The 21,905-nt window shown below is 54.6% G+C and carries 23 protein-coding genes; 14 read left to right on the top strand and 9 right to left on the bottom strand.

All coding sequences use genetic code 11. The features are described 5' to 3' along the window. Window positions 1–33 precede the first annotated feature (33 nt). The 8 genes from BLW97_RS12195 (at window position 34) to BLW97_RS20440 (ending at window position 7,953) form a co-directional block, all read left to right on the top strand. Window positions 34–579 (top strand): helix-turn-helix domain-containing protein, encoded by a 546-nt coding sequence (locus tag BLW97_RS12195; protein WP_075323287.1) that lies wholly within the window; start codon window positions 34–36, stop codon window positions 577–579. Then, on the top strand, window positions 576–2,567 hold the full coding sequence (hyfB, locus tag BLW97_RS12190; RefSeq protein WP_075323286.1) for a hydrogenase 4 subunit B: 1,992 nt from the start codon (window positions 576–578) through the stop codon (window positions 2,565–2,567). Before BLW97_RS12195 ends, hyfB begins: the two co-directional genes overlap by 4 nt. 21 nt (window positions 2,568–2,588) lie before the next feature. After that, window positions 2,589–3,539 (top strand): respiratory chain complex I subunit 1 family protein, encoded by a 951-nt coding sequence (locus BLW97_RS12185; protein WP_075323285.1) that lies wholly within the window; start codon window positions 2,589–2,591, stop codon window positions 3,537–3,539. 2 nt (window positions 3,540–3,541) lie between these two features. Next, window positions 3,542–4,222: a formate hydrogenlyase gene (locus BLW97_RS12180; protein WP_051488033.1), complete on the top strand. Its 681-nt coding sequence runs from the start codon at window positions 3,542–3,544 to the stop codon at window positions 4,220–4,222. Next, window positions 4,219–5,673: a hydrogenase 4 subunit F gene (locus tag BLW97_RS12175; protein ID WP_075323284.1), complete on the top strand. Its 1,455-nt coding sequence runs from the start codon at window positions 4,219–4,221 to the stop codon at window positions 5,671–5,673. The genes BLW97_RS12180 and BLW97_RS12175 overlap by 4 nt, the downstream gene beginning before the upstream one ends. Further along, window positions 5,670–7,229, top strand: a complete 1,560-nt coding sequence (locus tag BLW97_RS12170; RefSeq protein ID WP_143214881.1) for a hydrogenase large subunit — start codon at window positions 5,670–5,672, stop codon at window positions 7,227–7,229. The genes BLW97_RS12175 and BLW97_RS12170 overlap by 4 nt, the downstream gene beginning before the upstream one ends. A 27-nt stretch (window positions 7,230–7,256) precedes the next feature. Continuing rightward, window positions 7,257–7,733 carry an NADH-quinone oxidoreductase subunit B family protein gene (locus BLW97_RS12165; protein ID WP_075323283.1) on the top strand — a complete coding sequence of 159 codons (477 nt, stop codon included), beginning with the start codon at window positions 7,257–7,259 and terminating at the stop codon, window positions 7,731–7,733. Window positions 7,734–7,833: 100 nt separating this feature from the next. Further along, the gene (locus BLW97_RS20440; protein WP_207650595.1) at window positions 7,834–7,953 is read left to right on the top strand and encodes an NrsF family protein; all 120 of its coding nucleotides are present in this window, start codon (window positions 7,834–7,836) and stop codon (window positions 7,951–7,953) included. Window positions 7,954–8,056: 103 nt separating this feature from the next. Here the strand turns inward: BLW97_RS20440 and BLW97_RS12155 are convergent, their stop codons facing one another. From BLW97_RS12155 to glgA, 7 genes are all read right to left on the bottom strand, one after another. Continuing rightward, on the bottom strand, window positions 8,057–8,449 hold the full coding sequence (locus BLW97_RS12155; RefSeq protein ID WP_077218409.1) for a type II toxin-antitoxin system VapC family toxin: 393 nt from the start codon (window positions 8,447–8,449) through the stop codon (window positions 8,057–8,059). Continuing rightward, the gene (locus tag BLW97_RS12150) at window positions 8,449–8,664 is read right to left on the bottom strand and encodes a hypothetical protein (protein WP_075323280.1); all 216 of its coding nucleotides are present in this window, start codon (window positions 8,662–8,664) and stop codon (window positions 8,449–8,451) included. The genes BLW97_RS12155 and BLW97_RS12150 overlap by 1 nt, the downstream gene beginning before the upstream one ends. Window positions 8,665–8,822: 158 nt before the next feature. Next, the gene (locus BLW97_RS12145) at window positions 8,823–9,737 is read right to left on the bottom strand and encodes a L,D-transpeptidase family protein (protein ID WP_077218407.1); all 915 of its coding nucleotides are present in this window, start codon (window positions 9,735–9,737) and stop codon (window positions 8,823–8,825) included. Beyond that, a complete protein-coding gene (locus BLW97_RS12140; protein ID WP_075323279.1) occupies window positions 9,728–10,804 on the bottom strand; it encodes an FIST domain-containing protein in 1,077 nt (358 codons plus the stop codon). The genes BLW97_RS12145 and BLW97_RS12140 overlap by 10 nt, the downstream gene beginning before the upstream one ends. After that, complete coding sequence (nth, locus tag BLW97_RS12135; RefSeq protein WP_024892944.1) at window positions 10,783–11,433, bottom strand: endonuclease III; 651 nt, start codon at window positions 11,431–11,433, stop codon at window positions 10,783–10,785. The genes BLW97_RS12140 and nth overlap by 22 nt, the downstream gene beginning before the upstream one ends. Window positions 11,434–11,489: 56 nt before the next feature. Beyond that, complete coding sequence (locus tag BLW97_RS12130) at window positions 11,490–11,906, bottom strand: hypothetical protein (RefSeq protein WP_024892945.1); 417 nt, start codon at window positions 11,904–11,906, stop codon at window positions 11,490–11,492. Between the two features lie 142 nt (window positions 11,907–12,048). Then, on the bottom strand, window positions 12,049–13,512 hold the full coding sequence (glgA, locus tag BLW97_RS12125) for a glycogen synthase GlgA (protein WP_075323278.1): 1,464 nt from the start codon (window positions 13,510–13,512) through the stop codon (window positions 12,049–12,051). A gap of 123 nt (window positions 13,513–13,635) precedes the next feature. Between glgA and BLW97_RS12120 the strand changes: the two genes are divergently transcribed. Next, on the top strand, window positions 13,636–14,202 hold the full coding sequence (locus BLW97_RS12120) for a 3-deoxy-D-manno-octulosonic acid transferase (protein ID WP_075323277.1): 567 nt from the start codon (window positions 13,636–13,638) through the stop codon (window positions 14,200–14,202). Window positions 14,203–14,234: 32 nt separating this feature from the next. Here the strand turns inward: BLW97_RS12120 and BLW97_RS12115 are convergent, their stop codons facing one another. Then, on the bottom strand, window positions 14,235–14,606 hold the full coding sequence (locus BLW97_RS12115) for a DoxX family protein (RefSeq protein ID WP_077218404.1): 372 nt from the start codon (window positions 14,604–14,606) through the stop codon (window positions 14,235–14,237). 190 nt (window positions 14,607–14,796) lie between these two features. Between BLW97_RS12115 and BLW97_RS12110 the strand changes: the two genes are divergently transcribed. Beyond that, window positions 14,797–15,291 carry a group I truncated hemoglobin gene (locus BLW97_RS12110; RefSeq protein WP_075323275.1) on the top strand — a complete coding sequence of 165 codons (495 nt, stop codon included), beginning with the start codon at window positions 14,797–14,799 and terminating at the stop codon, window positions 15,289–15,291. A gap of 83 nt (window positions 15,292–15,374) precedes the next feature. Next, window positions 15,375–16,277: an alpha/beta hydrolase gene (locus tag BLW97_RS12105; protein ID WP_075323274.1), complete on the top strand. Its 903-nt coding sequence runs from the start codon at window positions 15,375–15,377 to the stop codon at window positions 16,275–16,277. 63 nt (window positions 16,278–16,340) lie between these two features. Here the strand turns inward: BLW97_RS12105 and BLW97_RS12100 are convergent, their stop codons facing one another. Further along, on the bottom strand, window positions 16,341–18,044 hold the full coding sequence (locus BLW97_RS12100; protein ID WP_075323273.1) for a hypothetical protein: 1,704 nt from the start codon (window positions 18,042–18,044) through the stop codon (window positions 16,341–16,343). A gap of 161 nt (window positions 18,045–18,205) precedes the next feature. Here BLW97_RS12100 and BLW97_RS12095 point away from each other — a divergent pair, with 161 nt between their 5' ends. Genes BLW97_RS12095 through fumC form a run of 3 tightly spaced genes read left to right on the top strand, consistent with a single transcriptional unit; the run spans window position 18,206 to window position 21,854 of the window. Then, complete coding sequence (locus tag BLW97_RS12095; RefSeq protein WP_075323272.1) at window positions 18,206–18,649, top strand: DUF1841 family protein; 444 nt, start codon at window positions 18,206–18,208, stop codon at window positions 18,647–18,649. A 32-nt stretch (window positions 18,650–18,681) separates the two neighbouring features. Continuing rightward, the gene (locus tag BLW97_RS12090; RefSeq protein WP_075323271.1) at window positions 18,682–20,478 is read left to right on the top strand and encodes a M3 family oligoendopeptidase; all 1,797 of its coding nucleotides are present in this window, start codon (window positions 18,682–18,684) and stop codon (window positions 20,476–20,478) included. A gap of 2 nt (window positions 20,479–20,480) precedes the next feature. Next, a complete protein-coding gene (fumC, locus tag BLW97_RS12085) occupies window positions 20,481–21,854 on the top strand; it encodes a class II fumarate hydratase (RefSeq protein ID WP_075323270.1) in 1,374 nt (457 codons plus the stop codon). The last annotated feature ends 51 nt before the right edge of the window (window positions 21,855–21,905 follow it).

Below are 21,905 nucleotides of genomic sequence, written 5' to 3'. Positions count from 1 at the left end.
ACAAGCCGTCCATTTTAACGGACAATCCGGGGCATGAAACAGCTTGCTCAACGTTTGCGTCAGCTTCGCGAAGACCGACAACTTTCCCTGCGTGCCCTGGGAGAAATGGCCGGGGTCTCTTCCAGTGCGCTATCCCAGATTGAAGCTGAGCAGGTTTCCCCCTCCATTGCCACGCTTGAGAAAATTTGCACCGCATTGGGGCTCAGGATTGCCGCACTCCTGGATGAACCGGATAGTGAAGCATCCCCGCTCATTCTTCGTGCCGGACAAAGACGTCGGGTCTATAGTTCAGGGTCGCATGCCACGATTGAACCACTGGCACGAGGATTTTCCCGAAAAAAAATGCAACCGCTGCTGGTCACGCTGGATGCAGGTGGAGAATGTGGAGACCACCCTTATAGTAGTGCCGATGGGGAAGAGTTCGCCATGCTCATCAAGGGAAGCGCGCGCTTTGAACAGCAAGGTTCCAGCTTTGATCTGGATGAGGGTGATGCCGTCTACTATGACCCGCGTCTTTCCCATAACTGGCATAATTTGCATGAATTGCCATCCGTGCTTTTGATCGTGGTGGCGCAATGAACTCCGGCGACTGTCTGCTTTGGGTCTTGTATGCGTCACTGTTGGCTCTGTTGCCGACAGTGCTGGTAGCGATTCCCGCATTGCCAATCCGCTGGAAACGTTCCCTGGGTTTTCTGCTGACCGTTGCATTTTGTCTGCTACTCATCGTGGTCGGCATACATGCGCTGGCAAGCCCTGCGCTCCATGCAAGTATCCCGGGGCCACTCACCGATCTTGCCTGGCAATTTACCCTCGACCCGCTCTCCGGTTTTTTTCTGTTGGTGCTGGGATCCGTGGGATTTGCGGCGTCCTTGCATGCTATCGGTTATTTCCATCATGGTAGCCAGAGCAAGCTGAAACAGGTGCTATTGCCTTATCCGGTTTTTGTGACGGCCATGGTTTGGGTATTGCTGGCAGCCAATGCCTACACATTCCTTGTGGCCTGGGAACTGATGGCCCTGAGTTCAACATTTCTTATCCTGGTCGAAGGCCAGGACCAGCGTCGGCAGCAAGCCGCCTATCTGTATTTACTGATCGCGCATCTCGGTGCCCTGGCCCTTTTTGTCGCTTTTGCCTTGCTGAGTCATGGTGATCTGATCAGCAATGGGAATTTTCAGCGCATGGCACAATCGCCCTATTCTCCTGTGGTCGCCAATGCGGTTTTTGGGCTCACCTTGCTGGGCTTTGGTGCAAAACTGGGGCTTCTGCCACTTCATGCCTGGCTTCCAGAGGCGCATCCGGCGGCGCCATCGCCGGTTTCGGCACTGATGAGTGGGGCCATGTTGCCCGTTGCGGTCTATGGCCTGCTGCGGATTGACTGGCAAATTCTTCCGGCGGGCGCGGGGTGGTGGGGTTCGCTTTGGCTGGGGCTGGGTTTAAGCTCTGCACTTTTTGCCGTTTTGTATTCGGCGTTGCAAACCGACATGAAGCGGCTGCTGGCTTATTCCTCCATGGAAAATATGGGACTTATCCTGATCGCTCTCGGTCTTTCCCGAATTTTTGCCGAGCAAAATCTGTGGCCCCTGGCCGCTCTCGCCTTGATAGCGGGTTTATTTCAAGTGCTGAATCACGCTTTTTTCAAGAGCTTGCTTTTTCTGGGAAGCGGCAGCGTCCTACACGCTACAGGCACCCTGGAAATGTCCCATTTGGGTGGCCTGATTCGCTCCATGCCGCAGACGGCTTTTCTGGTACTCATTGGCATTTTTGCCCTTGCCGGATTGCCGCCGTTGAATGGTTTTGCTTCGGAATGGCTGTTACTTCAGGCCTTCCTGTTGGCCCCCAGCTTGCCATCAGGAATGCTACGGGCCATTCTTCCCCTGGCCGCCGCAGGTGTTGTGCTGGTTACTGCTGTGGCGGCTTTTGCCATCGTCAAATTTTATGGGATCGCTTTTCTGGGGCGGGCGCGTAGTGCGGTCGCCAAACAGGAGGCCGGGATCTGGGAGCGCGCCAGCATGGCCTTTTTGGCCCTGTTCTGCGTCCTGCTCGGTGTGTTTCCGGGCCGCGTAGTAGACAGTTTGTCGCACATAACGGCTCTGTTGTTACATGGCAGCCAAATAGCCCACCAAAGCGCGCTGGCGCTCACGCCGATTTCGGCGCAGCGGGCCAGTTATCTCCCCGGCGTTTTTCTTTTGGGAATCGCACTGTCCATTGCGGTCGTTTTTGTACTGGTTTGGTGGCGTTTCGGTCGCTCCCTGCGCCGTGCCCCCGTATGGTCCTGTGGTTTTGCAGCAGATTATAGTGCCCAAACACAAGACAGTCCGACCGGTTTCAGCCAGCCTCTGCTCAGAATTTTTGGCGTTTCCTTAAGCACGCTCAGAAACCGCCAGGGCGGGAGAAACACCCTCCCGGTGCAAATTCCTGATCCTTTCTGGAAAGGTTTTTACCTGCCCTGGGGTCGTGTCACCCTGTGGATTGCCGGAGGGATCAGCAGATTACAGCATGGTCGCATCACCTCTTATCTGCTGTATTCTTTTCTGACCCTGATTGTCCTTCTGGTGTTTTTTCGGTGAATACAAGAGGGCGAGGCTTCAATGACTAGTCTGATCAGCTGGCGGGATCAATGCTTCCAGATCCTTTTTGTCGTCGCGGCGGCTCCACTTCTGGCGGGTTGGCTGCAGACGGTCCGGGCACTTTTGCAAAATCGGCGTTCTGCAGGGATTCTCCAGCCCTATCGTGATCTTTTTCGACTGTTCCACAAGGAAACCCTGATCCCTGAACAATCTTCCTGGCTGTTTCAGTTTGCACCCTATGTCATGTTCGGAGCCAAGATCATGGCGGTGGCCATCGTGCCCATCATTGCCAATGGCTTGCCTCTGGCCAGTGCTGCCGATGTCATTGCGCTGGTGGGTCTGCTGGCCGTGGCGCGCATTTTTCAGGTGCTGGCGGCCATGGATACGGGAACAGCTTTTGGCAGTTATGGGGCGCATCGTGAAATGCTGATTTCCGCATTGGCAGAACCGGCCTTACTGGCGGCACTGTTTACCGCCTCTTTATTGGCCCGATCCACATCGCTTGTGCAGATTGTTCATCTGAGTCAAATACAGTTATTTTCCATTCATCCCAGCATGGTTTTTGCCGCCATCGCATTTGGCTTTGTTCTGCTCGTGGAAAACGCCAGAATTCCGGTGGACAATCCGGCAACGCACCTCGAACTGACCATGATTCACGAAGCGATGGTGCTGGAGTATTCAGGACGGCACCTGGCACTGCTCGAATGGGCGGCACAACTCAAGCTGTTTTTATATATGACCATTGGTTTCGCCCTGTTCCTGCCCTGGGGAATTGCTGCAAAACCGTCGCTGACAAGCCTGGTCATTGCTGCAGGACTGGTTCTCGTCAAACTGTTTTTTGCGGTTGTGGTTCTGGCGCTGGTGGAAACCTTACTGGCAAAAAAACGGCTTTTTCGGGTCCCTGAGTTCGCCATCACCGGCTTCCTTTTCGGAGTCATCGGTTTATTGAGTCACTTCATGCTGGGGTCATGATCATGCATTCCATTCTTGCCCATAGCGCGATTATCAGCCCCGTGTTGAGAATTCTCGCGGCCTGGATGTTGGTACTCAGTTTCGCCCTGCTTGCGCAAAGACGGCTGCTGAGTCTTATTCGCCTGCTTGCCTGGCAGGGTGTCACCCTGGCGGTGGGTACGGCCCTCGTCGCGCAGTTAACGGGTGATCCCATCCTCTGGGTTTCGGCGGTGTTGACCTTGTCCATCAAGGGAATTCTCATGCCCTATGTCTTGCATTATCTGTTGCGTCGTCTGCAGGTGCGCGGTGATGTCGAGATGACACTCAATGTCCCTAGTACGCAACTGCTGGGTATTTTACTGGTGGTATTTGCATTTTCCATTGCCGCCCCTCTGGATGGATATTTGCCCGCCGCGACCCATGGCATGCTAGGGATTGCCCTGGCCGCATTTTTGCTGTCGTTCCTGATGATGATTACCCGCCGCAAGGCGATCTCCCAGATCGTGGGCTTTCTGGCCATGGATAACGCCCTGTTTTTCGCCGCCACCAGTGCAACACTGGGGATGCCGCTGATCGTCGAATTGGGTATTGCCCTGGATACCCTGATCGGGTTGGTGGTGATTGGCGTCTTTTTCTTTCAGATCCGCGACACTTTCGACAGTCTCGATCTGCATTATCTGGAACATATCCGGGAGGATAAATGATCATCTTCTGGGTGCTGGTTCTGGCTGGTGCCGGAGTTCCCTTACTGGCGTTTTTGGGCAGCGGGCGACGCGGAGCCAGACTGTTTCTGCTGCTTAATTTTCTGGTGTTGATCGCCTGTGTGGTTATGTCCGTGCAAGTGGCTACCGAGGGCATCATCCGGGCAGGCGGCGATGAATTCCGGGTGGACGCCTTTTCCCTGTTACTGGCACTGGTCAACAGTACGGTCGGCTTTTCCATTGCCTGGTTTTCACACAGCTACTTTTTGAAAGAAGTACAGCATCATGGTTTGTCCGCAGGGCAACAAAAGCTGTACCACAGTATGTTCCAGCTTTTTCTATTTACCATGTTGCTCGCTGTGCTCACCAACAACATGGGGATTCTTTGGGTGGCTCTGGAAGGGGCGACCCTGTCCAGTGTGCTGCTGGTCAGTCTGATGCGTAAGCCGCAAGGTCTGGAGGCCGCATGGAAATACTTCATTCTCTGTGGCGTCGGGCTCGCCATGGCGCTGTTGGGAACGGTGTTACTGTATTTTGCGGCGGAACCCGCACTGGGTGCAGGTAGTGATGCCTTACTTTGGTCACAATTGCATGCCCATTCTGCCGCGCTCAATTCCGGGGTGCTGACCATTGCCTTTATTTTTGTGCTCGTGGGCTTTGGAACCAAGGTTGGTCTGGCCCCCCTGCACAGTTGGTTACCCGATGCCCATGCGGCAGGACCCAGTTCTGCATCCGCCGCCTTGTCCGCTTTGCTGCTGAATGTGGCGCTGTATGCCATCCTGCGTTTTAAAAGTCTCCTGTCCGGCCCTGTGGCCGGGCCTTTCACTGGGCATCTGCTGATGGGCTTCGGTCTTCTGACCCTGTTGCTTGCTGCCTTTTCCATGTTTCGGCAACAGGACGTCAAACGTCTTTTTGCTTACTCTTCCATGGAGCACATGGCACTGATCACTTTTGCTTTTGGTTTGGGCGGTCCGCTGGCGATATTTGCGGGTACGCTCCACATGCTGGGACATAGTCTGGCAAAGTCCTCGGTATTTTTTGCTACCGGGCAGGCCAGCCAGGAAGCCGGCACTCAGGACATTTCCGCACTGAACGGCTTGCTGCATTCCCGGCCCGTCCTGGGCTGGAGTGTGCTCCTGTCGGTGCTGGCGATTCTGGGTATGCCTCCGGGTTCTCTGTTTTTTAGTGAAATTCTGATTCTTGCCAGTGCGGTACAACAATCCTGGCAAAGCGTGCCTTTTCTGCTCGTCGGCCTGGGTACCGTATTTGCGGCAATATACCCGCGCCTGCAGGCCATGCTCCTGGCTCCCGCCAATTCCCTCCCCAACCGGCAAAGCGGGGTAGGCGGGCTTTTGCCGGTTTTTTTTCAAATATCCCTGGTGGTGATTCTGGGGGTGGCGATCCCCGGGCAAATAGATCTATGGCTGCATGACGTTGCAGGAATTGTCCAATGACTGCACCTGACTCTGAAGCTTTATCATCTATGGGCCAGTGGCAACAAATTCTGACTGCGCCACCCGTCTGGCGAGTCAGGGTGCAGGCTGCATCCTGGACAAGTGCCGCGCTGGCGCTGCGCGATCAGGGCGGGCGTTTGCTGGGATTGTGGGGAGAGGCGGGCCATGAAAATGCATTTTTTTACATACATGCGCTGGGCCTTGGTTCAACCGGATATTTGTGGATCACTCTGACGGTGCAATCCAGCGAGGGACAATTTCCCTCGCTGGCCGACATTTTTCCCGCTGCCTCGCGGATGGAGCGGGCCCTGTACGATCTTACGGGAATCAGGGCGGCGGGGAATGCCGATACCAGGCCATGGCTCCGCCATCAGTGCTGGCCAGCGGGGATTTTTCCACTGCGGGAGGGTCAACTGGATGACAGATCCTTCGGCATGGATGGTGATGCCGATTATCCTTTTCAATTGATTGATAGCGTGGATGTCCACCAGATCCCGGTGGGACCGGTACACGCGGGCACCATTGAGCCCGGACACTTTCGTTTTTCGTGTATCGGTGAACAAATTCTGCGTCTGGAAGAACGATTGGGATACACGCACAAGGGCGTCGAACGCCTTTTCCAAGATCGGGATGTGTTTGCGGGTGCGCGTCTGGCAGGACGCATCAGTGGTGACACTACAGCGGGTTATGCCTGGGCCTACTGCATGGCGGTGGAATCCATTGCCCGATGCGCAATCCCGCCTCGTGCAGCAGCTTTGCGTGCTGTTTGCCTGGAACGGGAGCGCATGGCCAACCATCTGGGTGATCTTGCCGCTCTGGGAAATGACGCTGGCTTCGCCTTCTGTCAGTCACAATTTCTGTTTATCAAGGAAAGCCTGCTCCGCGAAAACCGGGAAATTTTCGGACACCGCTATTTGATGGACTGCATTATTCCCGGTGGCGTCGCTTTTGATCTGAACTCCGCGCAAACAGCCTCAATTCGGAGTAACAGTGAATCCTGGCAGCGCACCGTGCAGCGTTTGGACCTCCTCTTGCAGGAGCACTCCGGTCTGCGGGATCGCCTGGTGGGTACAGGAAAAATTGTGCCACCCCGTGCTGCAGCACTCGGTATGGCGGGGCTTGCCGGCCGTGCCAGTGGTCAGGCCTGGGATTTGCGGGTCCAGTTTCCCCATGCGCCTTATCAGAATCTGGATGTTTCCATGCAGCTTTCCCCGGAAGGTGACGTGGCCGCACGCTGGCAATTGCGCTTTCGGGAATTCTATGAGTCTCTGCGTCTGCAGACCCGGTTGCTGATGGAACTGCCCGTGGGAGATGTCAGCGCAACCATTCCGGAAAGCATCCCCGATGGCGAAGGCTTGGGCATCGTCGAAGCCTGGCGCGGCGAGGTGTTTGTCGCCCTATCTGTGGAAAACGCCCGTATCAAACGCTGCCACCCCCACGATCCCTCGTGGGTCCTGTGGCCGGTCCTTGAGGAGGCCGTGCTGAACGATATTGTCGCCGACTTTCCACTGATCAATAAATCGTTCAATTTGAGTTACAGCGGACATGATTTATAGCGTGTCAGCACCCGGAGGATATTGGCAATGTATCGCATACTGAAAGAAATCTGGCGATTGGGAAAACCGGGCAAAAAAATCATTCCCGCCAACGGGCAGGGGCCATTCCGCCGGAGTGCCGCCATTCGCCATGTGGATGCAGGATCCTGCAATGCTTGTGAGCTGGAAATTCAGGCACTTTCGGGTCCACATTACGGCTTGGAGCAAGTCGGGTTGAGCCTGACAGCGTCGCCGCGCCATGCTGATTTGTTGATGGTAACCGGCCCGGTCAGCCGACATATGGCGACGGCGCTGCAAGACACGTTTTCAGCCATGCCAAATCCCAAAAAGGTCGTGGCCATAGGGGATTGCGCCTGTACGGGCGGCATATTCGCCGGGAGTTATGCCGTTGTCGGCGCGGTAGAAAAAGTGCTCCCCGTAGCCGGGCAATGTCCGGGCTGCCCACCTACACCCGAAGCGATTCGGCAAACATTGGTTCAGGTAGCCCGGCAGACACGATCCTGACGGGATTGGTGGGAATTCGTATTTTAAGGGGAATCCGTATCGCGCTGGCAACGGTTGCCCATCAAAACCCAGTGTCAGTTGGGTTTGTGGGCGCAGTGCCGTGTACAGTCTGCATTGCCCTGAAATGGGCGCACCGTTTATCGGCACCTGGTATTTGCTCGGGATTTTGATTCGCACCGTGCTCGGCGCACTACTCGGGAAAACATTGTTGCGTTGGTAATGCGCCTGTTGCCGCCCAACCCCCAGGGGACGGTATTGGGTAGCTTAATGGTGTCAGGCGTTTCCGTTCGGAAGCTTCTGGCCGGAAAAGTATGCACCACACCTCACAGCCAAAGTGTACGAATGGGATACTGCCTGATAGCGGGGTCAGGGGTGACCAAGTTCAGTCCACGTTCGATGGCCTGACAAATCAGCATGCGGTCGAAAGGATCCCGATGAATGGGCGGTAGTTGCGGAAGATGACGCAGGTCGGTATCCGACAGCGCTATGCGTCGAAAATCCACTGCCTCGATTTGGCGGAGCATATAGTCAAAAACCGATTCGGAACCGCTTTCGATAATCAGCTTGCCGCTCGTGTGCTTCACCAGAATTTCCCAAATGGTGACCACGCTTATACAAACCTCCATATCCTCGGCGATATGGCTGCGCGCTGTAGCCGGAATCTTTTCTGTCTGTGCCAACCACCAGATCAGGGTACAAGTATCCAGCAGCAGCATCAGGTTTTGTCCGGTGTTGTCCCGAGCTGCAGCGGATCATTTCGATGGGTGTCATACCAATCGGCCAGCTCCGCGTCGGACAAGGGAGCAAAGGCATCTTCGGCCCAATGTATTTTACCTTTAGCCAAACCCATGGGCCGACTTTTCTTGGCCGGGATGGTTGCTGAAATCGGTCGCAACTCGGCAATCGCCTTGTTACGACGGGCAATAATCACGGTCTCGCCCCGCTCTCCTGTCCATTTGGGCGCCGGCCAAGCTATCGGAGTTATTGACAACTTCATTCAGCGCAAATGGGGTATCTTGAGTCTCGAGATGTGACCGGGAACGCTCGAAGCCGACCAGTCGCAACGGGTTACTTGCGCTGCGCTATTTTTTACAGCGGTTCCGGTATTCCCGTCGCGGCCTTTAGCCAGCGCCTGGCTATGTTCGAATCGATGGCTTTGCCGGCGGGCAAATGTTGGTTGAGCCAGTCTGTAAAGGAGCCTTGGACCTGCTCGAAAGGGCGATCGGTCATTTGCCCGTAAATCTGCAGGTAATCATGTCCGCCATCATGGCCCAGTAACCAGGGTTGATCGACAATCAGGACCGGGGTTCCTGCCGGAACGCGCGCAAATAGTGCTTCGATATTTTCTGGATAGAGGCGGATGCAGCCGTGACTGACGCGCATGCCGACCCCCCAGGGCTTGTTGGTGCCGTGCAGCAGGTAACCGGGAATAGCCAGGCGCAGGGCGAACAGTCCCAGTGGATTGTCTGGACCGGCAGGAACCACTGCTGGCAAAGGATCTCCGTTTTCTGCATGTTCCTTGCGAATGCTTTCCGGTGGTGTCCAGCTGGGATTTGCCACTTTGGCGGTAATGCGGGTCTTGCCCAGGGGTGTCCCCCAACCTTCGCGACCTATGCCGATGGGATAAGTGATTACTTCCGGGGCCTGTCCAGCGACAGTGGGCGGATAATAAAACAACCGCATGGCCGCCAGATTGATCACTATGCCCTGACGCGGGGCATCGGGCAGCACATATTCGCTGGGAAGAATGATGCGGGTGCCAGCGCCGGGTAACCAGGGGTCCACCTGTGGATTTGCGGCAGTAATCTGGTCATAACCCAGGTCATATTTACGGGCAATGTCGGAAAGTGTGTCTTCATGTCGGGCGCTGATGCTCTGAATAGCGCCGACGATATTGTCACCAGGGGGTGGCAGCAGATACGTGCTGCTCCAGGCGGGAGTACTCAAGACTGTCAGCATTAAACCCAAAAAAGACAGGATAACTGCGGAACGATTTATGGGCATATGTCTGTCCTTGAAAACAGGGTGTAAATTTTACCATAGCGCAAAAAATGACTGCGCTGCTGATGCGGAAACAGTTCACCCATGCCGTAGGCCCCCAGCATGGGCAACTCGGGATATTGCTCGCGCCAGATACACAGATCTTGATCTTCCTGACCAAAAAATGCCGCATCCCGACCAATGGAGCTGGAAATCCAGGCAAAGGTGGGCTCTTGGGTGCTGGCGGATAATTGTTCCAGAGCAATGCGGGTGTCACGCTCGGCAATGGCAGGATCGCGCAGGCTGAGAAAGGCCCGTGAGTGTTCCGCCAGTGGTCTTTCCAGCCAGAGCCCGCTTCGATTCAGGTCGGTGGCGCTAATGTGCAGTAATTCCGGCGGAGCTCCAGGGGCAGCATCGGCGCGAATCTCCCCCATGAGCAGGCGCTCCAGGGGCAGGCGACTGTCCTTGCGGATACTGACCGGAATATTCTGGGCCAGCAGGGGGAGCGCCAGATAACGTTCCAACTGCAGCAGCAAGCTGCCCTCCTGAAGATGGACTGGGAGTGGGGCACTCAGGGTGCGCAGTCCTGCGGACCAGACGCTTTGGGATGGCTGGATGCCCTGAAAGGCAATTTCCAGAATATTCCGTGGGCTAGCTTGATACCAGAAGCGCCCGCTGCGACTACTGAGACTGCCAAAGCGCGGTGATTGCTGCAACCATTCGCCCTGGAGCTGCTCCAGTCTTCCCCAACTGAATGTCACCAAGTCGGGGTCGGGAATCTGGGGGGTAAAACCCAGCGGCGCGCTCAGGAGGAGAACGGCACAGGCATTTTCCCCCAACGCCGAATCTCTTTCGGTAAATATCCCCGGAAAAGTCCCTGTCGCAATTTGCAGGCAGGACAGTGCACGCATCTGGGACAGCAGTAATGCTGGACTCACCGGAGCAAGGGTGGGGCTGAACAAGAACAAAGCGGCAGTGATGGCTTCACCGGAGAGTTTTTCGCGGGCCTCGGCAATGGCCGATTGAAGGAGTTCTCCGGGTGGCCGGTTACCGCGCGCGAAGCCGCTGGCTACTGGCTTTGATGGGCCCACAGTACCTTGTCAGGCCATGCGCAGCAACTGAACAGCGCGCAGCGTTCACAATGAGGGCGACGTGCCGTACAGGTATAGCGGCCATGCAGAATGAGCAGATGGTGAGCATCCTGAATATATTCAGCGGGAACCTTTTTGAGTAGAGCCTGTTCTACGGCGAGAGGGGTTTTACCCGGAGCAATACCAATCCGATTGCCTACCCGGAATATATGGGTATCCACGGCGATGGTGGGTTGTCCAAATTGGGTATTGAGTACCACATTGGCGGTTTTGCGGCCCACGCCGGGGAGTGCTTCCAGAGCGTGACGATCTGGGGGTACTTCGCCGTGATGCTGAGCAATCAGTTGCTCGGCCAGGCCATGCACATGACGGGCCTTGGCATTGAAAAGTCCGAGGCGACGAATATGATTTTTAATGCCCTCTTCACCGAGTGCGGCCATGCTGAAGGCATCGGGCGCCTCTGCAAATAAAGTCGCCGTACACAAATTGACCACCTTGTCGGTGCTTTGGGCGGAAAGAACTACGGCTACCAGCAACTGAAAGGCGCTGGCGTACTGCAATTCGGTTTTGGGTTCGGGGATGCTGGCGCGGAGCGCGGCAAAGCACTGCTTGATGTGTTTGGCATCCATAGCGCTAATTTGGAAATCGGGGGCTGAACCGGTGATCCGGCCCCCGATTATTGGGCTCAGACGTGACGATAACGACCGATTTCGGGCGCTTCGGCACGGGGATGGTTGGCCGCTACGGCATTGGCTGCGGCAATCCATTCTTCATGATCGTGTTCCAGAGCATGCAGCATATCATGGTCCAACTTGGGCAAAATGCTGCCTTTGATGAGTTCGCCCAGATCCAGCATGCGCGTGGCAATGGCATAACCATGCAGGTGGAAGTCATGATCGGCGTGGGTGCCGAAATGATCACTTGCGAAAAGCACACCCTTGGCGGCGTTGAGATCGGCGTCGTTCATGACGTAATCCTTGGCCCATTTGTACCATTCTTCAAAGTATTTTTCCTGGGCTTCAATACTCCAGTTGTGGGCTTCAAAAAAGGCAAAAACAGAAACGCGGTTGGCTTTACCGGAAAAGGGAAAATGACCTGACATCGTGCGACTCCTCATGCATGTGGGAAAAAAGTCATTGGAGCATTGTAGCGGTTTATGGCTACGGTGCAACGCAAAAGCTTTTTTGTGGGGATAATGATCTCCAATGACCCCTTGATTATTCTCAAAATGAATAGGCCAGAATTTACTGCGCAGATTTGCGGCGCTCCAGAATCTGGCGATAAAGCTCCAGGTAGGACAGTGCAGCGTGTTCCCAACTGTGGTTCGCGGCCATGGCCTGTTTCTGGAGATGTCGCCATGCGGCTTTTTCCCGATGCAGCGCTGCAGCCCTGAGGACGGCATGGTGAAGATCATCACTATGGGCAAAGCTGAATACGAAGCCGTTGCGTTCTTCATCCCGGGCAAAGTCGCCGGCATCGACGACGGTGTCGGCCAAGCCGCCGGTATGATGGACGATGGGCAGCGTCCCATAACGTAAGCTGTACATCTGGTTGAGGCCACAGGGCTCAAAGCGCGAGGGCATGAGAAAAGCATCCACACCCGCTTCAATCCGGTGTGACAGCCCTTCGTCAAAGGCGATGCGCACGGCGAGACGCCCCGGATGAACAGCCGCCAGTTCCTCAAGCCGCTCTTCAAAGTATTTCTCGCCACTGCCCAGAATAATCACCTGCATCCCACGCTGGAGGAGATCGGGCAAAATATCCAGAACCATATCGACGCCTTTTTGCTCTACCAGCCGACTGATCATGCCCAGCAGAAAAACATCGGGTTGGGCTTCAAGCCCGAGACTTTGCTGTAGCTGGGCTTTGCACTGACTTTTTCCGACCAGGCTGCGGGCATTGTAGTGCGCAGGAAGATAAGGATCAGCATGGGGGTTCCAGTGGACTTCATCTATTCCATTAAGAATGCCGGTGAGTTGCGCGGAGCGCTGCTGCAGGAGGCCTTGCAGTCCCATGCCAAAGGCTTCCGTCTGAATTTCCCGGGCGTAGGTAGGACTGACTGTGCTGATCTGGTCGCTGTAGATCAAGCCCGCCTTGATGAAGGAAAAAGCCCCGTAAAGTTCGGTTCCCTGCCAATGAAAATCTTCGGCAGGAAGATGTAATTCTGCCATGATGGCGGGATCAAAGCGGCCCTGATAGGCGAGGTTGTGAATGGTGAACAGTGTGGCCGGTCGCGGGCTTCCTATTCGGGTTTCAAGATCCAGCAAATAAGGGACGAGGCCAGTCTGCCAGTCATTCACATGGACCAGATCGGGCCGCCAGTCGAGACCGGATACGCGACCCTGTGCCATTTCTACGGCTACTCGATTCAGCAAAGCGAAGCGGCGCGGATTGTCCGGCCAATCCTGACCCTGCGCATTTTGATAGGGTCCACCATCCCGCTCGTAATAGTCGGGATAACGCAGAAAAAAAATACCGGGCCGGCTCGGCGTTATCCAGAGTTCGGCAGCTTCCTGGCTATAAGGCGTATTCACCGAACAGAACCAGTGCATTTCATGCAGATCCGGACGTCCATACCAGGGGACCAGTATCCGTACATCAACGCCCAGTTGCTGCAAAGCCAGTGGCAAAGCGCCTCCGACGTCTGCAAGGCCGCCAGTTTTGGAGTAGGGAACCATTTCGGAGAGCACGAACAGGACTTGCAACATAGAGGTTTCAGGTTCTTCAGTGAGTGACTTGTTGCTAACATATCACAAAACACTTTTTGAATGATGGCTTCAGGTCGCCTATGATCCTCCAATACATAAATCTGCAGGTAAGGAGTGCGTAGTATGGAATGGTGCGAACGCTTTAAGGAATATCGGGATCGGGGACGCTGCGTGGTGTATTTTCCCAACTTGCACGAAGGCGAGGACGCCGAAGCCTACGGAATTTTTCTGTCCCTGATGCGGGTGAAAATGGGCATCATGATTCTTGCCCCAGATCGTGAAGAGCGTTATGAACCAGTATACCGCGACGCGATCAAGTATCATCTCCAGACTATTCGCCACAGCCGCCTGTTTACCAGTTATGTACCACTGAAGACGCGGGTGTATTTCGTAGAAACAGCCGATGTCCGCGATGCCTTTTATCCCTGCGCCGATTTTTGTGTGCCCGGAGGTACGCTGATGGGTGGAGCTGTGGACCTTGCCAAACCCATTGCCGATGGCTGCCCGCTGATTCTGGGTCCAAAAATGCCGGATAATGCGTTACGTCAAGGATTGCTGGCCGCAGGTGGAGCCGTTTGGGCGCAGGATAATAATCAGTTGATTGACCTTGCCAAGGCATGGCTGACTGATCCCGCTGCGGCAAAAACGGCGGCTGAAAAAGCGCGGGAGTGGTGGCAGCAGCACGGTTAAGGATATTTCAGGATGGCTCCCTGCTCACCCTGCTAGTGAAAACGCCATCTTATTTCGCTGGACCAACTGATCATCCACAAAAAAATGAGTTGAAAAACGAGCCGGGCATTGAGTATCCAGGGAGCTATATCTGGGTATTTTGATGTATGCATTGCCATATAAACATTGGCCGGTGTCACGGCAATGGTTAAACAAAAAAGACCAAATCCGGCATAGGGCCTGGTCTTTTTTGATAGCAACCCCAAGGCGCCGAGCATTTCAAGAAAACCGCTCACATAAACATCGGCTATATGCCAGGGGATATAGTCCGGAATTATTTTTGCTTCGCTGCCTGTAAAGATAAAATGTGCCAGGCTGCCGATAAAAAACCATATAAATACAAAACTCAAAATTATCTTTTTCACCAATGCTCCCTGTTCTGGTGGTTTTTTCAGGCCAGATAGTCATATTTCTGTCATGGCGATGATTACGTGGAATATACTGACCTGGATGCAAAAAATCCTGCTGCATCCGTCTGCACAAAAAATACGTATTCATCTATGTTGAGGCTGTTGCCTCCCTGTTGAAGCTGAAAACGGTGTTAAGGAGAATTTAATGAAATATTTTAGATCAGGAGTTGCAGTGTTGATGGCAGGATTGGCTGTGAGCCTCGTGGCGCCTTTGGCTGAGGCCGCTCCGAGTGCTGCATCGGTGCAGCGGGCAGATATCAAAATGCCGATTCAAAATCATATTGATGCTTTTGGTGGCAAGTCCGGAGTTAAAGCGCTCATTAATACGTTTGTTGGTTATGTGGCGGCAGATCCCCATATTAATTATTATTTTGCCCATACCAACATCAAGGCCCTGAAATATAATCTGACGCAACAGGTTTGCGAAGTGGTGGGCGGACCCTGTACCTACACTGGCCCGACCATGACTGCAGCACACAAAGGCTTGCACGTTACCACAGCAGCATTCAATTATCTGGCACAGGATATGATCAAGGCGATGGATCAGCGTGATATTGCCAAACCGGCGCAGAACTATCTTTTGGCGCAACTGGCAGTCATGGAACCACAAATTGTTACGGCCAATGGTCCGTTGGGTTAACACACGAGAGATTGGTTATTCATTCAGGTCCTGAAGACTGGGTTTACTTTTAAATTGTCGGTATTTTCTGTGGATGACCAATCATGTCCTTAGCTGTGAGAATGAGCAAATTATTCATTGCCGGGATGACGTGCGTTCTTTCCGCCTGTTCTCCGCTACAAATTATCAATCGTCTTACCCCGACAAATACCTATAAGGTCACTCAGGGTATTCGTTATCAGCATCAGGCACGCGGACATCTGGATGTATATGAACCCGTTGCCAGGGATGGTTATCCTGAACCGGCGGGAGGCTATCCCGTGGTGCTGTTTATTTACGGCGGTGCCTGGGATAGCGGCAACCGGCAAGAATACAAGTTTGTAGGTGAAGCCCTGGCTGCTCGTGGTTTGGTGGTGGTCATACCCAATTATCGCATTTATCCACAGGTACGTTATCCTGCTTTTTTAAAGGATAATGCACGTGCTGTAGCCTGGACTTATCAGCACATCGCCGCTTTCGGTGGCAATATCCGGGATTTTTATATCATGGGCCATAGTGCAGGGGCCTATAATGCCGCCATGTTGGTGATGGATCCGCGCTGGCTGCAGGCAGTGGGACTCAAGCCGGATATTTTTTGTGGCTGGATAGGATTGGCGGGACCCTACAATTTTTATCCAATTACTTATAAACCGGTCCGTCCCATATTTTTCTACCCGGATTATCCCCCCAATAGTATGCCGATTGATTTTGCCAATAATGCGGATATTCCCCGAACTTTTTTAGGGGCTGCAGTGCATGACAATCTGGTGAATCCGAAAGTGAATACTGAAGTATTGGCGGCCATGCTGAAAAAGGCGGGGGTCAGTGTCGAGTTGAAAATGTATCGCGGTGTAAACCACGAAACCTTGATTGGCGCTTTTGCCAAGCCATTACGCTGGATGGCCCCGGTGCTGGACGATGTGGTGGCTTTCATCAAGGAGGGTCACGATCAGCGCATCCATCCATAATCATTAAAAAGCCCCGATCTAACAACAGACCGGGGCTTTCATGAAGCCAGAATGATGAAATACTTAGCTGGCTTGCAGTGACTTCATGAAAATCGTCGCAAAACGAATGAAGAATTTGAGCAGGTACTGGGTGTCCTTGGCGAAGACGATTTTCATCAGGCCAAAAATACCGCCACCCTTGTTGGCTTCATTCTGCATTTCGGTTTTGGTCAGTTCCAGCGCCTTGACAGCCTTGTCAACGCCTCCTGCAAACACTTCATCAGAGGGGATCATGGGCACAACCTTGCTCATGACCATGTTGATTTTGCCAACCAGACCGGCCTTCTGCAGGTTGCCGACCAAGGCAAATACTTCAGGTAACATGTCGATCAGATGGGCATCATGGAGGCCCTGAACAATCCCCTTAATCCGATGGTTGATGCTTTCTGCATCCCCCTTGAGTGCTTTGGCACCAATCTGGGCAATTTCCATCCAGATCAGGGCACCCTGACTGATGGTGCTGCCAATGTGCTGGATGGTGCCGTCATGCCACAGTTCGGCAACAAAATCTGCACCGGTACCGAAGGCAATATTCAGATCGCCGCGCGGGGTCAGGATTTCTTCCAGACGGATGCCCTTGGCCTCCAGGGCCTTGGCGGCAGCCTGCAGGGAACCCCCTACTGTTTCGGCCACTTTGAGCAGTGAGCCTACGCGATCGGCAAGGCTGTCTGCATCACCCTGGGCTAGATCTTTGGCGCGCATGGCAATTTTCAGCCATTTTTCGGCCTCTTCGGCAATATCATCCAGTTTGTCCGGAAGATCGAGGTCGGAGATGATGCCTTTAACGGCACCAAGGCCATCTTTACCCGCCTGCACAAAAAATCCGGCACTGGCCGCATAACCGGCCAGATGTTCTACCTGATCCAGCAGACCTTCAACCCGACTGACCATGTCCACGGAGCCGTCACCCTGGGTTAGATGCTTGACGCGCATGGCCACCTGCATCCAGCGGTTGCCGCCCGAACCGATGCTGGCCAGCGCATTGCCCATATTGGCGCTTTCCAGAACTTCAGGCATGGTGTCGCGCAGGGTGCCAATGGCAATATTCATCTGCCCGCCCAAAATTTCCGCCATGTCGAGCATGCCGCTCAGACGGGTCTGCAGATCGGGAGCATCACCCTGAATCAGGCGCTGGGCACGCTTGGCCATCTGAATCCACTGGTCGGCCATTTCCTGGATTTCATCAAGACGATCCGGCAGGTCCAGTTGACCAACCATGTTGCCAACAACGCTTACACCCTGCTTGGCGCTTTCTAGCCAGTACTGGATGGTGGCCGTACTGCTATGGATTTTCTGGATCATTTCTTCGGGATTTTCACCGATGATGGGGCACTTCAACTCGGCGCTGAGGGCGGCCATGGAGCTGAAAAATCCGGAGCGTTGCAGATTGCCGAGAAGTTGCAGGACTTCCTTGAGGGTTTTGTCCAGTTCGGCCTGCTGGGCGTCATTGATGAGCGCACGCAGGCGATCCAGCGGTTCTTCATCGGAGTTGCCCTTGACGAAAGATTGCAGGGATTCGGAAATGCCCTGCAGTTTTTCCATGTAGGGCTGCATGGTTTCCATCAATTTGTCTGTGTCGATGGCCTGAGGGAGCTCATTCAGGACGTCGCGCAGCATCTGCAGCATGTTTTGCACCTGCAGGGCGGCTTCGCCGACTTTTCCGAGCCCTTCCCACTGGCGTTCGTTGAGACTTACTACTGCTGCTGGTACTGTATTCGCGTTGGCCATGTTGCGCTAATCTCCCGCTGAAATAATGCTGTGATAAGTGCTTTTAATAGAACAAAGCAAGCTTTGTTAAGACTTGCCTTATTTACCACAAAAAGCGTCCCTTTCCTACCCATGTCAATGTGCCCTATCATCGTCAACGAGGCTTTTGCAGGCTAATTATTATGCTTTATGGCAGTAAACGAGAAACATATCGGCAGGTATTTCTGGACAGTTGGCAAGCTTTTCGCGAGGGGCGGCCCCTCGAAGGCGTGCAGACCAGGATTGTGGCCGCCATTCTGGATCACCCCGAGTATCAGGCCTTGCTGGAAAATGCCGAACGAGGATTGTACCAGGACTTTTCCCCTGAACAGGGGCAAAGCAATCCCTTTCTGCATATGTCTCTGCATGTGGGGCTGGCAGAAATGTTGGCAATGAATCAGCCACAGGGTATCGTCCATCTTTACGCGACCGCCTGCGAAAAACGGGGTGAACATGATGCCGAACATCTTTTTGTCGACTGTATGGGCGAGATGATGTGGCAGGCACAAAGGGCGGGGGTGCCTCCGGATATGGGTGCCCTGCTGGCTTGTGTGCGGCGCGGACTGGCGTTGCCAGATCCGGCTTGATACTGCCTTGAGGGGCATTTGGGAGAAAATTCATGGTAAAAGCAGTGCAATCGACAACAACCGGCGCTGAAAGTATTCACTGGCGTTTACAGGACCTTTATGCGGGTTCGGATGATCCGCGCCTGGAAGCCGATATGCTTTGGGCCAGCAGCGCAGCAGAAGATTTTGCCCGGCAGTATCGACCGGGTTTGGGCGATCTGGATGCAGCTGCCCTGGCCACAGCCATGCAAAGTCTGGAGGCCATTCGTCAACGGTTGGGTCGGGTAGGGACTTTTCGTTATCTGAGTTATGTCACCCATGCCGACCAGCCCGCGTATGGGGCGGCGTTGCAGGCTTATGAAGAAGCCGCGACTCAAGTCAGCAATCAGTTGATATTTTTTGATATTGCCTGGAATGCAGTCGATGAGAATCGTGCTGAACAGTTACTTCAGGATCCCGCTCTCGCCCACTGGACGCATCTGCTCCGCAACTGGCGGCAATATCGCAGTCACCTGCGCAGTGAGAGCGAAGAACAGATTCTTTCGGAAAAGCGGGTAACTGGTCGGGCACTCTGGGAGCGCCTTTTTGACGAAACGCTGACAGAGATGCGTTTCAATCTGCGCGGTAAGGCCATGACCGAGCAGGAAGTGCTGACCCTGCTGTCCAATCCTGACCGGACATTGCGTCATGATGCGGCAGAATCCCTGAGTACGGGACTGGAAAGCCGCCTGCACACTTTGACCACCTGTTTTAATGCCATTCTGGCCGATAAGGCCCTGGACGACCGGCTGCGTTCTTATCCCCATTGGCTCAGTGAGCGCAATCTGAGTAACGAAATTTCCGACAGCATGGTCGAGGCCCTGGAGGCGGCCGTGGTGTCCCGCTACGCTCTGGTGGCCCGCTATTATCGACTCAAGGCCAAACTGCTGCGGGTGGCGCCGCTGATGGACTATGACCGCTATGCGCCCATCTCCAGTGCGGCGCGGTGTTACGACTGGGCGGAATGTCAGCGTATTGTGCTGGCGGCGGTCCATGATTTTTCGCCGGAGCTGGGTGCCATCGGTCAACGTTTTTTTGACGAACACTGGATTGATGCGGCTCTGGCACCCGGTAAACGGGGTGGGGCTTTTGCTCATCCGGTGACTCCCGACGTACATCCTTACCTGATGGTCAATTATACCGGTACGGTGCGCGACGTGATGACCGTGGCCCACGAACTCGGGCACGGCATCCATCAGTATCTGGCGCGTGAGCAGGGCTATCTGAATGCCGATACGCCGCTGACTACAGCGGAAACAGCCTCGGTGTTCGGAGAAATGCTGACTTTTGAACGGCTGATGCGCGAGGAGCAGGACCCGCAGCAACGTCTGACCTTGCTCTGCGGCAAAATTGAGGACACCTTTGCCACGGTATTCCGGCAGATGGCCATGCATCGCTTTGAGGTGGTAATGCACAATGCCCGTCGTTGCGAGGGCGAACTCAGCAAGGAGAGGCTCGCAGAGCTGTGGATGCAAACCCAGACTGAGCAGTTTGCCGACAGTATCCAGTTCAGTCCCGGATACCGCTGGTGGTGGAGTTATATCCCGCATTTTATCGGCTCTCCCGGCTACGTGTACGCTTATGCTTTTGGTGAATTGCTGACTTTGGCTTTAATTCAGCGTTATCGGGAAAATCCCCAGGGCTTTGTGCCGGGATATGTCGCCATGTTGAAACTTGGGGGCAGCAAAACGCCTGCCGAGGTGGTGGCAGAAACGGGTGTCAATCTGGAAGATCCGGATTTGTGGTCAAAAGCCCTGGATTATCTTGCCAGTATGGTGGATGAGGCGGAATCCCTGGCCGGAGTCCGTTGAGCATGCGTCAGGAAAAAGACAGCATGGGTCTGGTGGAGGTGGAAGATGCCGCACTGTGGGGGGCGCAAACCCAACGCTCCCTGAATTACTTTGCCATCGGCAGCGAACGGATGCCCATGGCGGTCATTTATGCCCTGGCCAGAATCAAGCGTGCTGCTGCTCAGATCAACCACGAATTGGGCCTTTTGGGTAAGGATATTGCCGATTATATTCAGCTTGCCGCCAGCGAAATCATCGATGGACGCTGGGATGAACAGTTTCCGCTGCGGGTCTGGCAGACGGGTAGCGGCACCCAGAGCAATATGAATGTCAATGAAGTGATTGCCAATCGCGCCAACGAACTGGCTGGTCAGGTCCGGGGCACGAAAAACCCCGTGCATCCCAACGATCATGTGAATCTTGGTCAGTCTTCCAATGATACTTTCCCGGCGGCCATGCATATTGCCGCCGCATTGGCGGCGCAGCAAAATCTGCTGCCCGCGCTGATCCATCTGGAAAGCCTGCTGGCGGCTAAAAGCCAGCAATTTGCGGCACTGATCAAGGTCGGACGCACGCATCTGATGGATGCTGTTCCGCTGACCCTGGGTCAGGAGTTTTCCGGGTACCAGGCGCAGTTGCAGATGGGCATTCAGGCCATTGAGCAGGCTTTGCCCGGACTGTACGGACTGGCTTTGGGGGCTACGGCGGTGGGCACGGGCCTCAACTGTCATCCAGATTTCGCCAGACAGGCTTGTGCGCACCTGCATGCTGAACTGGGCTTGCCTTTTCATCCGGCAGCCAATTTTTTCGCGGCGCTGGCGGGCCATGAAGCCCTCCAGCAACTGAGCAGCAGTCTGCGCCTGGTTGCCATGTCCCTGCTGAAAGTAGCCAACGATATTCGATGGATGGCATCCGGCCCCCGGGCGGGTCTTGGCGAACTGCAGCTTCCCGAAAATGAACCGGGGTCTTCCATTATGCCCGGCAAGGTGAACCCCACCCAGGCTGAGGCGCTGACCATGGTTTGCGTGCAGGTTTATGGAAATGACGCGGCCATTGCCTTCGCCGCATCCCAGGGAAATTTTGAGCTGAATGTTTACAAGCCGCTGATTGCCTTCAATATCCTGCAGTCCATCGAGCTGCTGGAGGATGCGGCCCGGTCTTTTGCCGAGCATTGTCTGCAGGGGCTGGAGCCGGTTACTGAACGCTTGCAGGAAAACATGGAAAAATCCTTGATGCTGGTGACTTCCCTGACCCCCGTGATGGGTTATGAGCGCGCGGCGGCCGTGGCCCAGCACGCCCACCGCAATCACTGTACACTCCGGGATGCGGTGATTCAGTTGGGTTTCCTCTCGGGAGAAGAGTTCGACGCGCAGGTGCGGCCGCAGGACATGCTCTAAAAGCCCCACTCAGGCAGGCCAAGAAGGGGCTGTTCTGGAGGATCATCGCCG

The sequence above is a fragment of the Acidithiobacillus albertensis genome (genome assembly GCF_001931655.1).
GTDB lineage: Bacteria > Pseudomonadota > Gammaproteobacteria > Acidithiobacillales > Acidithiobacillaceae > Acidithiobacillus > Acidithiobacillus thiooxidans.
The sequence above is the reverse complement of the archived record's forward strand: the minus strand, read 5'-3'. Positions and strand labels throughout refer to the sequence as shown.